The sequence below is a fragment of the Actinomadura chibensis NBRC 106107 genome, assembly GCF_001552135.1.
Lineage (GTDB): Bacteria > Actinomycetota > Actinomycetes > Streptosporangiales > Streptosporangiaceae > Spirillospora > Spirillospora chibensis.
This window is the reverse complement of the sequence record NZ_BCQP01000025.1, coordinates 113,518-125,673: the sequence shown is the minus strand read 5'-3', so window position 1 is coordinate 125,673 and position 12,156 is coordinate 113,518. Positions and strand designations below refer to the sequence as shown.

The following is a 12,156-nucleotide window of genomic DNA, read 5'->3' as shown; positions in this document are numbered from 1 at the left end:
AGAGAAGACGAGCCGGCGGGCGAATCGGTTCAAATTTTAAGAAAGTTGTCCAGTATTGCCCGGACCTATGGCCCCCCGGCGGCGGCGGTGGGAGCGTTGTGGCGTGGCCGATTCAACGGAACCCGGCGGCCCGCCACGCCGGCTGTTGATCGTCGAGGACGACCATGAGCTCGCGCGGATGCTGGCCGCCCTGTTCGGCGAGCACGGATACACCGTCGACCTCGCCGCCGAGGGCCAGCGCGGGCTGCACCTCGGGCTGAGCCGCGACTACGACGCGATGGTGATCGACCGGGGCCTGCCCGTCCTGGACGGCGTGGAGCTCGTCCGGCGGCTGCGCGGCCGGGCCGTCACCGCGCCCGCGCTGGTGCTGACCGCGTTCGGCTCGGTCGCCGACCGGGTCGCCGGGCTGGACGCGGGCGCGGAGGACTACCTCGTGAAGCCGTTCGAGATCGACGAGCTGCTCGCCCGGGTGCGGGCGCTGCACCGGCGGCACCTCGACCGGGCGCAGGTGCTGCCGCTCGGCGCCGGCCGGCTCGACCCGCGCTCGCGGCTCGTCCGGCTGCCGACCGGGCAGCACGTGGCGCTGTCCGGGCAGGAGGCGCGGCTGCTGATGGCGCTCGCCACCCGTCCGGCGCAGGTGCACACCCGCGCGTCGCTGCGGCAGCGCGTGTTCGACGAGGCGCGGACGGAGTCGATCGTGGACACCTACGTCTACTACCTGCGGGCCAAGCTCGGCGCGGACGTGGTGCGGACCGTCCGGGGCGTCGGCTACCGGCTGGGCGAGCTGTGACCGGCCGCGCCGGGCGGCGGCAGCCCGTCCCGGACCCGGACCGGCCGCTCCTCGACCGGGCCCGCCGCCGCGTCGCCGCCGGGGCGGCCGGGAGCGCCGCGCTGCTGCTCGCCGCGCTCGGCCCGGCCGTCTACGCCGCCGCCGCGCCCGGCCTGGACGCCGCCGCCCGCCGCCGGCTGCGCCGCGCGCTCGCCGCCGCGCAGATCGCGGGCCTGCCCGCCGCGCTGCTGCTCGGCCGCGCCGTCGCGGACCGGACGCTCGCGCCCGTCGACGCGGCGCTCGCCCGGCGCCGCCGCTTCGCGGCCGATGTCGGCCACGAGCTGCGCGCCCCGCTGACCCGGCTGCACACCCGCGCGCAGCTCGCCGCCCGCCGCCTGCGCGCCGGGCCGGGCGCGGCCGTGCCCACCGACCTCGCCGCCGACCTCGCCGGGGACCTCGACGGACTCGTGGCCGGGACGCGGCAGCTCGGCGAGGTCGTCGAGGACCTGCTGACGTCCGCCCGGATCGGGCGGCGGCCCGCCGCGCTCGGCCCGGTCGACCTCGGCGCGCTGGCCGCCGAGCTGGCCGCCGCCGAGTCGCCCCGCGCCCGCGAGCGCGGTGTGACGATCGAGGTCGGCGCGGCCGGGCGCGGCCGGGGCGGCGCCGTCGTGCGGGGGTCGGAGCCCGCGCTGCGGCGGGTGCTGTCCGCGCTGGTCGACAACGCGCTCGGGCACACGAGCCCGGGCGGCCACATCCGGCTGACGCTGGCCGCGACGCCGGGGACGGTGGAGCTGACCGTCCGCGACGACGGCGCGGGCTTCGACCCGCGCGACGCGCCCCGGCTGCTCGCGGGCGCGCCGCCGGTCCGTCCCGCCGGGACGGGCGGCCTCGGGCTCGGCCTCGCCCTCGCCCGCGAGGTGGTGGACGGCCACGGCGGCACGCTCACCGCCCACGGCCGTCCGGGCGCGGGGGCGGCGTTCACCGTCCGGCTCCCCGCCGCCGCTCAGCCCTGATCGGGCGGGGCTGACGGGGCGGGCGGGGTGTACTTCAGGCCGAGCGTCTCGCCGGTCTCCCGGAGCATCAGCTCGAACATGGGCTCGGCGTCGTCCAGCGCGAAGTCCAGGTGCCCGAAGACGTCGAGGCTGACGCCGCCCTGCAACCTGATCCAGCACCTCAGGAACTCCTGGATCACGCCGAGCGGGAGCTCCACCTCCACGACCTCGTCGCGGTAGCGGCGCAGCTGCGGGAGCAGGGCGGGGTCGATCTCCTCGTCCGGCGGGACGGGGAACGGGCTCTTCTTCCACAGCTCCAGGAACAGGGTCATGAACGTCCAGCCGAACCGGCGGGCGCACTCGTCGGCGAAGTCGACCTCCTCGCTGTCCGCGCCGCGCACGGGCGCGCCGAACAGCAGCGCGTACTCGCGGGGATGCGCCAGCGCCCAGTACCGGAACTGGCGGGACACCGCGAGAAACTTGCCGCTCATGTCGCCCGGCGCCACCGCGTGCATGGCCGCGTGCAGCTCGCCGGTCAGCTCGTTGAACAGCTCCCCGACGAGGTGCCTGAGCAGCTCGCCGTGGCTGCCGAAGTACCGGTAGAGCGCGGGGGCCGTCATGCCCATCTCGCGGGCGATGGCCCGAAGCGTCACGGCCTCGGGCCCCTGCTCGACGAGGATCCACCGGGCGGTCTCGGAGATCTCCTTGACCGTCGCCGCGCGCAACCTGTCGCGTCGGGTTCCCACGTCGCCCTCCCTGGTCCGCGGCCTGCCGTCCGGCCGCCCTCCGATGATTCCCCAAGAACGCCCTTGACGAAAGCGAACGCCGTATGCAAAGTTAACGCTGTTCGCAGTTTACAGCGTTCACCAATCTTACATGGCGTTACTGAGCGGGAGCAGACGATGTTCGATCGATGGGGACGATGGGTCCACCGGCGCCGCCGCTGGGTCCTCGCGATCGCCGGGGCCGCCCTGGTCTTCGCCGGCGTCTGGGGGACGGGCGTGTTCGGCGCCCTCGGCGGCGGCGGAGGCTTCGACGAGGCGGGCAGCGAGAGCGCGAAGGCGGCGCAGATCGTCGAGCGGGACCTCGGCCGGGACGCCGCCGACGTCGTGATCCTCTACCAGGGGCGCACGTCCGTGGACGACCCCGGCTACCGGGCGGCCGTCGAGCGGGCGCTCGCCGCCCTGCCGAAGGACAAGATCGCTGGGACCACCACCTACTGGACGACGCACTCGCCGCAGCTCGTCAGCAAGGACCGCACCGCCACCTACGCCGTCCTCCAGCTCGCCGGTGCCGACGAGGGCGCCCGCGGCGACAACTACAAGGAGATCAAGGACGACCTGACCGAGGTCGGCGGCGGGCTCACCGCCAAGGTCGGCGGCAACGTCGGCACCGGGGACGCGATCAACTCGCGGGTCTCGTCCGACATCGCGCGCGCCGAGGGCATGGCGATGCCGGTGCTGCTGGTCCTGCTCGTGCTGATCTTCGGCGGGCTGGTGTCGGCGAGCCTGCCGCTGCTGATCGGCGGCTTCGCGATCCTCGGCTCGTTCACCGCGCTGCACGCGCTCACCTACGTCACCGACGTGTCGATCTTCGCGGTGAACATCACCACGTTCCTCGGGCTCGGCCTCGCCATCGACTACGGGCTGTTCATGGTGAGCCGCTTCCGCGAGGAGGTCCGCCGGGAGGGCGCGTCCGCCGAGGACGCCCTCGCCGCCACCATGGCCACCGCCGGGCGCACCGTCGCCGTCTCCGGCGTGACCGTCGCCGTGTCGCTGTCCGGGCTGCTGCTGTTCAACCAGAACTTCCTCGTCTCGATGGGCTACGGCGGCATCGCGACCGTGCTCGTCTGCATGGTCGGCGCGCTGACCGTGCTGCCCGCGCTGCTCGCCGTCCTCGGCCCGAAGGTGAACGCGCTGTCGGTCCGGCGGCGCAAGGCGTCCCCGGCCCGCGAGCAGGGCCGCCTGTGGGGTCGGCTCGCGCACAGCGTCATGCGGCGCCCGATCGGCTACGTCGTCGCGACCGGCGCGCTGCTCCTCGCGCTCGGCTCCCCGCTGCTGCACATCAACTGGGGCGGCGTGGACGCCAAGGCGCTCCCGGAGGGCGCGGACGCGCGGGTCGTCTCCGAGACGCTGGAGACCCAGTTCCCCCGAAACGGGACGAGCCCCATCGAGGCCATCGTGACGGGCACGTCCGACCGGGCCGCGGTCCAGGCGTACGGGGACCGCCTGGCCGCGGTGCCGGGCATCACCTCCGCGACCGTGACCGGCGCCAAGGGCGCCACCACCCGGATCGCGCTGCGCCACGACGCCGACCCGAACTCCGACAAGGCCCGCTCGCTCGTCAAGGCGGTCCGGGACGTCCCGCCGCCGCCCGGCGCCGAGTCCCACGTCGGCGGCGTCACCGCCGAGGTCGTCGACCAGCTCGGCGGGATCGGCTCGACGCTGCCGTGGCTCGCCCTGTTCGTCGGCGGCGCGACGTTCGTCCTGCTGTTCCTCGCGTTCGGGTCGGTGGTGCTGCCGCTGAAGGCGATCGCGATGAACATGCTGTCGCTGTCGGCGACGTTCGGCGTGGTCGTCTGGATCTTCCTGGACGGCCACCTGTCCGGCCTGCTGGACTTCACCGCGACCGGCGCGATCTCCCCCGCCATGCCGATCCTGATGCTCGCCATGCTGTTCGGGATCTCCATGGACTACGAGGTGTTCCTGCTGTCGCGGGTCCGCGAGCAGTACGACCTGACCGGCGACACCACGGCCGCCGTCGCGGCGGGCGTGCAGCGCACCGGCTCCATCATCACGAGCGCGGCGCTGCTGTTCATCGTCGTCATCGGCGCGTTCTCCACCTCCGGCGTGTCGTTCATCAAGATGGTCGGGGTCGGGATGGCCGTCGCGATCCTGCTGGACGCGACCGTCGTCCGGGCGCTGCTCGTGCCCGCGACGATGCGGCTGCTCGGCCGCGCGAACTGGTGGGCCCCCGGCCCGCTCGCCCGGCTGTACCGGCGGTACGGCATCCGCGAGGGCGACGCGCCCGCACCGGCCTCGCCGTCCGCCCCTCCGTCCGCTCCGCTGGAGCCCGTGAGCTGACCTCCCCTCCCCCGGTGGCCGGTGTCTCGTCAGAGGCATCGGCCACCGGCCTTCTCCGGCCCGCGCGCCGACCGCCCGCCGGGAGAACCGGACCGCTCGGCGCGCGACTCGCGCCTCTCGTCGACTCCCGCATCGGCGCGCGGGGCGACCGCCCCGGCCCGCCGGGCATGATCGTGAGCCACCGGTCCCGGGCGCCGGTGGCCCGATCACGCCCAGTCGCAGACCCCGTCGTATGGGAGAGGAACGTCATGCGCCCATCCGTGCGCGCCGCCGCCCCGCTGGCCGCCGCAGGCGCCGCAGTCATCGCGCTCGCCAACCCGGCCCTGGCCCACGGCTGCCCTGACAGGATCGTCGTCAAGGGCCCGTCGTACGTGTACGACCAGGCCTACAAGGACGTCAAGACCCGGATCACCGTCGTCCGCGCGGAGAACAAGACCGAGGTCCGGCTCTACGCGTCCGGCTTCCCGAAGGACGCCGTCGGCAAGACGTTCGGCGTGCACGTCCACGTCAACAAGTGCGGGCCGAACCCCGCCGACGCCGGGCCGCACTACCAGAACCCGGACGCCAAGCCCGACGAGCCGATGCACAACAAGGAGATCTGGCTCGACGCCACCGTGGACAAGGACGGCGTCAGCAGGTCCGGGTCGATCGTGAACTGGCGGGTCGCCAAGGGCGCGGCGGGCGCGCTCGTCATCCACGCCAAGCCCACGAACCACGACACGGGCGACGCGGGCGCGCGGAACATCTGCACGACCGTCCCGTTCTAGTCGGTTCCCGGTCGAGGACGAGCCGGCGGCGGGCCGTCAGGCCGACTTGCGGCTCCGGCCCTTCGCCGGCTCCTTCTTCGTCCCGGACCCCGACGAGGCCTTACGCGCGGCGGGCTTCTTCGCCGCGCCGTCCTTGCCGGACGCGGCCTTCCCGGCCTTCTCGCCCCGGCTCTTCTTCGCCGCCTCCACGCTCGCCCGCAGCGCGCTGAGCAGGTCGGCGGCGGGCGCCTCCTCGGCCTCCTCGGCGGGACGCGCGACCTCCCGCCCCTCGATCTTCGCGTCGATCACCGCCTGCAGCGCCTCGCGGTAGGCGTCCTTGTACTCGGTCGGGTCGAACTCGCCCTCCATCGACTCGATCAGCGAGGTCGCCATCGACAGCTCCTGCTTGCGGACCTCGATGTCCTCGTCCAGGAACGGGAAGTCGGCCTCGCGGACCTCGTCCGGCCAGAGCATCGTCTCCAGCACGAACACGCCGCCCCGCACCCGCAGCGTCGCGAGCGACTCCCGCTGCCGCAGCGCGATCTTGACGATGGCGACCTGGCCCGAGTTCTCCAGCGCGTCCCGCAGGAGCACGTACGGCTTGGCGCCCTGCGCGTCCGGCTCCAGGTAGTACGACTTCGCGAAGTAGATCGGGTCGACCTCCTCGCGCTCCACGAACTGCAGGACGTCGATCCGGCGGCTGGACGACAGCGGCAGGTCGGCGAAGTCCTCGTCGGTCAGCACGACCATCTCGCCGGACGGCAGCTCGTACCCCTTCGCGATGTCGGAGTAGGAGACCTCCTCGCCGTCCGCCGTGCAGACCCGCTTGTACTTGATGCGCGCCCCGTCCTCGCGGTGGACCTGGTGGAAGCTGACGTCCCTCTGCTCGGTCGCCGAATACAGCTTCACCGGTATCGTGACCAGCCCGAACGAGATGGCGCCCTTCCAGATACTGCGCATGTCACGTCCTTACCCAGCGGGTTCCCGCCCCTAGCGTCGCAATCCCGTTCGTTTTGCGCCACCGCGCGCCCTTGATCCTTTTCCGTCGGGCGGGACAGGGTAAGACGCCGGTATGACGATGCCGTGGCCCGTTGAGCCGATGATGGCCGCGACCGGAGAGCTGCCCCCGGACGGCGACAGATGGGGGCTGGAACTGAAATGGGACGGCGTCCGCGTCCTCGCGCACGTGTCCGCGGACGGCGTCCGGGCGGGCGGGCGGCGCGGCGGCGACGTCACCGGCCGCTACCCCGAGCTGTCCGCGCTCGCCGACCTCCTGCCCGACCACGACGTCCTCCTGGACGGCGAGGTCGTCGCCTTCGACGACGGACGGCCGAGCTTCGAGCGCCTCCAGCGCCGCATGCACGTGTCCCACCCCGACCCCCGGCTGATCCGCGAAGTCCCCGTCAGGTACGTGGTGTTCGACGTCCTGTTCCTGGACGGCCACCTCCTCTACGACATGCCCTACGCAGAGCGCCGCACCCTCCTCGCCGACCTCGACCTGGCGGGGACCGGGCCCGTGGAGGTCCCCCCGTACCTGCACGGCGGCGACACCGACCAAGTGGAGGAGTTACTCGCCTTCACCCGCGAACAACACCTGGAGGGGCTGCTCGCCAAGCGGCTCGACTCGCCCTACCGCCCCGGCCGCCGCGTCGACTTCTGGCGCAAGGTGAAGAACTTCTTGACGCGCGAGGTCATCGTCTGCGGCTGGAAGCCCGGCAAGGGCCGCCGCGAGGGCGGGGTCGGGTCGCTGCTGCTCGGCGAGTACGACGTCAAGGGGCTGCTCGGCTTCGTCGGGCACGTCGGCACCGGCTTCTCCGACCGCGCCCTGGACGAGCTGTACGAGACGCTCTGGCCGCTGCGCCGCCCCACCAGCCCCTACGACGAGCCCGTCCCGCGCGAGTTCGCCCGCGACGCCCAGTGGGTCGAGCCCCGGCTCGTGGGCGAGGTCGCCTACAGCGCCCGGACGCGCGACGGGCGGCTGCGCTTCCCGTCCTGGCGCGGGCTGCGCGACGACAAGGACCCCCTGGAGGTCACCAGTGAAGAGTGACCGGAAGGCCCCGCACCGGAGCACCCGTGAGTTCTAAGCGAACGACCGTCGAGGTGGACGGACGCCGCCTGTCCCTCTCCAACCTCGACAAGGACATGTACCCCGACTTCACCAAGGGCGAGGTCATCGACTACTACGCCCGCGTGGCCCCCGCGATGCTGCCCCACCTGAAGGACCGCGCCGCCACCCGCATCCGCTGGCCGGACGGCGTCGACGGCGGCAGGTTCTTCGAGAAGAACGCGCCGTCCCACACGCCCGACTGGGTGCGGACGGCGACGATCCCGACGCCCGGCAGCTCGACCGGGCGCGACACGCTCGACTTCGTCGTCGTGGACGACCTGGCCACCCTCGTCTGGTGCGCCAACCTCGCCGCGCTGGAGCTGCACGTCCCGCAGTGGAAGGTCGGGCCGCGCGGCAAGGTCCACACCCCCGACCTGATCGTCTTCGACCTCGACCCGGGCGACCCCGCGACGATCGTGGAGGCGTGCGAGGTGGCGCGGCTGCTCCGCGACCTGCTCGCCGAGGACGGCCTGGAGTCCTACCCGAAGACGAGCGGCAAGAAGGGCCTGCACCTGTACGTCCCGGTGGAGGAGCCGAAGGAGGCCGAGCGGACGTCGGAGTACGCGAAGGCCGCCGCGCGGCGCCTCGCCGAGGAGCATCCGAAGCTCGTCGTCGCGAAGATGGAGAAGCGGCTCCGCAAGGGCAAGGTCTTCGTCGACTGGTCGCAGAACAACCCCGCCAAGACCACCGTCGCGCCCTACTCGCTGCGCGCCGCGCGCAGCCCGGCGGTGTCGACGCCGATCACCTGGGACGAGCTCGACTCCTGCGCGGACGCCGCCGACCTGGTGTTCTCCCCCGCCGACGTCCTCGCCCGGCTGGACGAGCACGGCGACCTCCTGGAACCGCTGCTGAACGGCGGGCGACCGCTTCCCTAACGCGCCGCCGTCCGCGATTCCGGTGCCCTATGTGGTCGAACCGGCACTCTCCGGCGCGGGATTCCGCCACCATGGTCGCGGGGATCCCACCGGGCGGAAGGAAGGGCAAGTTGTCGCGGAACCACCATTACGACGTCGTGGTGCTGGGCGGGGGGACGGCGGGCGAACTGGTGGCCGCCGGCCTCGCCCGCGCCGGACGCGGTGTCGCGCTCGTCGAGAACCGCCTGGTCGGCGGCGAGTCGCCGTACTTCGCGTGCGTGCCGTCCAAGAGCCTGCTGCTGTCGGCGCGGCGCGGCGAGACCTGGGAGATGGCGCTCGCCCGGCGCGACGAGCTGACCGGCCGCCGCTCCGACGACCCCGCCGTCGCGCGGATGGCCGAGACGGGCGTGACCGTGCTGCGCGGCGCGGGCCGCGTCCTCGCCCCGGGCCGGATCGAGGTGGACGGCGCCGAGCACGGCTTCACCGACCTCGTCGTCTGCACCGGGAGCGAGCCGGTCGTCCCGGCCGCGGACGGGCTCGCCGACGTCCCGCTGTGGACGAGCGACGAGGCCCTGTCCGTGCCCGACCTGCCGCGCCGCCTCGTGATCCTCGGCGGCGGCCCGGTCGGCTGCGAGCTGGCGCAGGTCTACGCGGCGTTCGGGTCGCAGGTCGCGGTGGTCGAGGAGTCCGGGCGGCTGCTCACCGCGGAGGCGCCGTTCGCGGGCGAGGTGCTCGCCGACGAGCTCCGCCGGATGGGCGTCGACCTGCGGCTCGGCGCCGGGCTCGGCAACGTCGAGCGCAAGGACACCGGGCTCCGGCTCTGGCTGTCGGACGGCGGCACGCTCGACGCCGACCGCGTCCTCGTCGCCGCCGGGCGCCGCCCGCGCGTCGAGGGCCTCGGGCTTGAGCACCTCGGCGTCGCGGTATCGCCGGGCCGCGGCCTGCCGGTGGACGAGACGTGCCGGGTGCCGTCGGCGGCCGGGAGCGTGTGGGCGGCGGGCGACGTCACCGGCGTCGCGCGCACCACGCACGCGGCCCGCTACCAGGCGCGGGTGGTGCTGTCGAACCTCCTCGGCCGCCGCCGCGAGGCCGACTACCGCGCGATCCCGCGCGTCGTCTACACGAACCCCACCGTCTACTCGGTGGGGGTCTCGCCGACGCGGGCGGCCGAACTCGGCATAGACCTCCGCACCGCCGGGTACGACCTCGCCGCGACCGCCCGGGCGGCGGTCGGGGCGGACGAGCGCGGCCGGGTCGAGCTGTACGCCGACCGCGCCCGCGGGCTGCTGGTCGGCGCCGCCGCGGCCGGGCTCGGCGCCGAGGAGTGGATGAGCGAGATCGCCCTCGCCATCCGCGCGGAGACGCCGCTGAGCCTGCTCGCCGACGTCGTCCACGCCTTCCCGACGTACGGCGAGTCGGTGGAGGCGCCGCTGCGCGAGCTGGCGGCGGTCTGCGCGGCGGCCCGCGACGAGAGCACGCGCGAGGAGGACCCGTGATGAGCGAGCACGACGACCTGGACCAGCCGTCCGACGCGGCCGGGGCCCCGGTGGAGGACGCGGTGGAGGACGCCGCCGACGCCGAGGCCAACGAGGCCGACGCGGCCGAGCAGCGCGCCGCGCTCGACGCGGACGAGGCCCCCCGCGAATGGACCGCGCAGCTGCCGGACGAGGCGAACGAGGCCGACGCGGCGGAGCAGCTCCGCGAGGTCCGCCTCGACGAGGACGAGTACCGCTGACGCGCGTACCGGCGGCGCCCGCCCGGGCGCATTGAAAAGAAGGTTTCCCGAAAACCGGGGCGGGGATGCCCGGAGGCCGTCCCCGGAAATACACTGACCTGCGCGAAGGAACGCCGACGGCCGTTAATCGTGACCGACGGAGTTACTCCCGCGTACGATGAGGTGATTGTTCCCGCGCGGCGGACGACCCCGGATCCGCCGCGACGACCGCTGATCGGAGATGGTGGTGACCGCGACCCCGGACGCACGCCCCCGTGGCACCAGGCTGCCGCGGCTGGCGCGCCGCAGGCAACTGCTCGGCGCGGCCCAGGAGGTGTTCGTCGCGCAGGGGTACCACGCCGCTGCGATGGACGAGATCGCCGAGCGCGCGGGCGTCAGCAAGCCCGTGCTCTACCAGCACTTCCCGGGCAAGCTTGAGCTGTATCTCGCACTTCTGGACGAGCACGCCGAGGCGCTGGTGAACACCGTCCGCGACGCGCTGGGGTCCACCACGGACAACAAGCTGCGCGTCCAGGCGAGCATGCAGGCCTTCTACGACTTCGTCGCCGGCGACGGCGAGGCGTACCGGCTGGTGTTCGAGTCCGACCTGCGCAACGTGGCGCCCGTCCGGGCCCGCGTCGACCGCGCGAACCAGCAGTGCGCCGAGATGATCGCCCAGGTCATCGCCGAGGACACCGACGCCCCGAGCGACGAGGCGCACCTGCTCGGCATGGGCCTCGTCGGGATGGCCGAGGTCAGCGCCCGCTACTGGCTGTCCCAGCAGCGCGCGATCCCGAAGGACACCGCCGAGAAGATCATCGCCCGGCTGGCCTGGCGCGGCATCTCCGGGTTCCCGCGCGCCGACGCGTCCTGACCGGCGCCCGGCGCGGGTTTCACCGAGGGCCGAACCCGGTGGCCGCGCATCCGGTGATCCACATGCGACCATCGGAGACGGGACCGCCGGAGGTCGGCGGGACGCGACGGACGACGGGAGCAACGCGTGCAGGTCCGCATCGGCGTGCAGAACGTTCCGAGGGAGCTGGAGGTCGACACCGCCCAGTCGGCCGACGAGGTGCAGGCCGCGCTGGCCGACGCGCTCGCCGAGCCGAACGGGGTGCTGGTGCTGCGCGACCGCCGCGCCGGACGGGTCGTCGTCCCCGTCGCGCGCCTCGCCTACCTGGAGATCTCCGAGGACGAGCAGCGCAGCGTCGGCTTCGGCACCCAGTACACCTGACCGGCCCGAGAGGCCGTGGGGCGCGCCGGTAAATGTTTGTTGACCAGGTCTTTGTTTGATTCTTGCTGAGCGGGCACATCGATCTCCGACCACGGGCCGTACCTCGCGGCCCTCGGAACACGAAGGATGATCGACATGCTCACGACGATTCTCTGGTTCATCGTCGTCGGTGCCGTCATCGGAGCCCTGGCACGGCTCCTCCTCCCCGGACGCAACCCGATCGGCATCCCGCTCACGATCCTCGCCGGGATCGTCGGCGCGATCGTCGGCGGAGTCGTCGCGGACGCGCTCGGCGCGGGCGCGATCATCGCGTTCATCTTCGCGGTGCTGGTCGCCGCGCTCGGCGTGGCGGCGCTCACGTCCGCGAACACGCGCGGGATCGGCGGCGGCAGGCGACACGGCTGGCACCCCCGCCGCCGCACGTTCTGACGGCGCCGCGTTCCGGCCGTCCGGAGAGGGCGCCGACGATGCGCCGTGCGAAGGCCCCCGCCGCCCCGGCGGGGGCCTTCGGCGTCCCGGCGGGACCGGCGTGTCCGGATGTGGCCGTCGCGGCGGCGCCGCGGCGGGCCCGCCGACCCGATCTTCCCGTTGCGGATAGTCCCTGGCGGGCGGGGCATGGAATAGACGAAACCATGGAAACGTTGGGTGCGGTGAACG

Annotated in this window: 13 protein-coding genes; 11 read left to right on the top strand and 2 right to left on the bottom strand. The window is 73.5% G+C overall.

All coding sequences use genetic code 11. From position 1 onward, the window contains the following. The first annotated feature begins 103 nt into the window (after nt 1-103). Together ACH01S_RS15230 and ACH01S_RS15225 are read left to right on the top strand one after the other, a co-directional pair. On the top strand, nt 104-790 hold the full coding sequence (locus tag ACH01S_RS15230; RefSeq protein ID WP_246236639.1) for a response regulator transcription factor: 687 nt from the start codon (nt 104-106) through the stop codon (nt 788-790). Beyond that, on the top strand, nt 787-1,782 hold the full coding sequence (locus ACH01S_RS15225; protein ID WP_067891275.1) for a sensor histidine kinase: 996 nt from the start codon (nt 787-789) through the stop codon (nt 1,780-1,782). The genes ACH01S_RS15230 and ACH01S_RS15225 overlap by 4 nt, the downstream gene beginning before the upstream one ends. Here ACH01S_RS15225 and ACH01S_RS15220 read toward each other — a convergent pair. Beyond that, nucleotides 1,773-2,507, bottom strand: coding sequence for a TetR/AcrR family transcriptional regulator (locus ACH01S_RS15220; RefSeq protein WP_067891272.1), 735 nt, complete (start codon nt 2,505-2,507; stop codon nt 1,773-1,775). The two genes, ACH01S_RS15225 and ACH01S_RS15220, sit on opposite strands and share 10 nt — an antisense overlap. A gap of 156 nt (nt 2,508-2,663) precedes the next feature. On the opposite strand from ACH01S_RS15220, the gene ACH01S_RS15215 reads away from it, so the two are divergent. Both ACH01S_RS15215 and ACH01S_RS15210 read left to right on the top strand, forming a co-directional pair. Next, nucleotides 2,664-4,844, top strand: coding sequence for an MMPL family transporter (locus ACH01S_RS15215; protein ID WP_067891269.1), 2,181 nt, complete (start codon nt 2,664-2,666; stop codon nt 4,842-4,844). Between the two features lie 248 nt (nt 4,845-5,092). Continuing rightward, a complete protein-coding gene (locus ACH01S_RS15210; protein WP_169809267.1) occupies nt 5,093-5,611 on the top strand; it encodes a superoxide dismutase family protein in 519 nt (172 codons plus the stop codon). A 36-nt stretch (nt 5,612-5,647) separates the two neighbouring features. Here the strand turns inward: ACH01S_RS15210 and ku are convergent, their stop codons facing one another. Beyond that, complete coding sequence (gene ku, locus ACH01S_RS15205) at nt 5,648-6,550, bottom strand: non-homologous end joining protein Ku (RefSeq protein WP_067891263.1); 903 nt, start codon at nt 6,548-6,550, stop codon at nt 5,648-5,650. A gap of 112 nt (nt 6,551-6,662) precedes the next feature. Between ku and ligD (ACH01S_RS15200) the strand changes: the two genes are divergently transcribed. The 7 genes from ligD (ACH01S_RS15200) to ACH01S_RS15170 all read left to right on the top strand — a co-directional run bounded on the left by ligD (ACH01S_RS15200) (nt 6,663) and on the right by ACH01S_RS15170 (nt 11,928). Beyond that, nucleotides 6,663-7,637, top strand: a complete 975-nt coding sequence (gene ligD / locus ACH01S_RS15200; protein WP_067891260.1) for a non-homologous end-joining DNA ligase — start codon at nt 6,663-6,665, stop codon at nt 7,635-7,637. Nucleotides 7,638-7,663: 26 nt separating this feature from the next. Then, a complete protein-coding gene (gene ligD / locus ACH01S_RS15195; protein ID WP_067891257.1) occupies nt 7,664-8,572 on the top strand; it encodes a non-homologous end-joining DNA ligase in 909 nt (302 codons plus the stop codon). A 110-nt stretch (nt 8,573-8,682) separates the two neighbouring features. Beyond that, a complete protein-coding gene (locus tag ACH01S_RS15190) occupies nt 8,683-10,047 on the top strand; it encodes a dihydrolipoyl dehydrogenase family protein (protein ID WP_246236637.1) in 1,365 nt (454 codons plus the stop codon). Next, entirely contained in the window at nt 10,047-10,286 is a 240-nt protein-coding gene (locus ACH01S_RS15185; RefSeq protein WP_067891251.1) for a hypothetical protein, read from the top strand. The genes ACH01S_RS15190 and ACH01S_RS15185 overlap by 1 nt, the downstream gene beginning before the upstream one ends. A gap of 226 nt (nt 10,287-10,512) precedes the next feature. Continuing rightward, nucleotides 10,513-11,139: a TetR/AcrR family transcriptional regulator gene (locus ACH01S_RS15180; protein ID WP_083980712.1), complete on the top strand. Its 627-nt coding sequence runs from the start codon at nt 10,513-10,515 to the stop codon at nt 11,137-11,139. Between the two features lie 126 nt (nt 11,140-11,265). After that, nucleotides 11,266-11,499: a DUF3107 domain-containing protein gene (locus tag ACH01S_RS15175; RefSeq protein ID WP_067891244.1), complete on the top strand. Its 234-nt coding sequence runs from the start codon at nt 11,266-11,268 to the stop codon at nt 11,497-11,499. A 135-nt stretch (nt 11,500-11,634) separates the two neighbouring features. Next, entirely contained in the window at nt 11,635-11,928 is a 294-nt protein-coding gene (locus ACH01S_RS15170; RefSeq protein WP_067891395.1) for a GlsB/YeaQ/YmgE family stress response membrane protein, read from the top strand. Nucleotides 11,929-12,156: the final 228 nt, after the last annotated feature.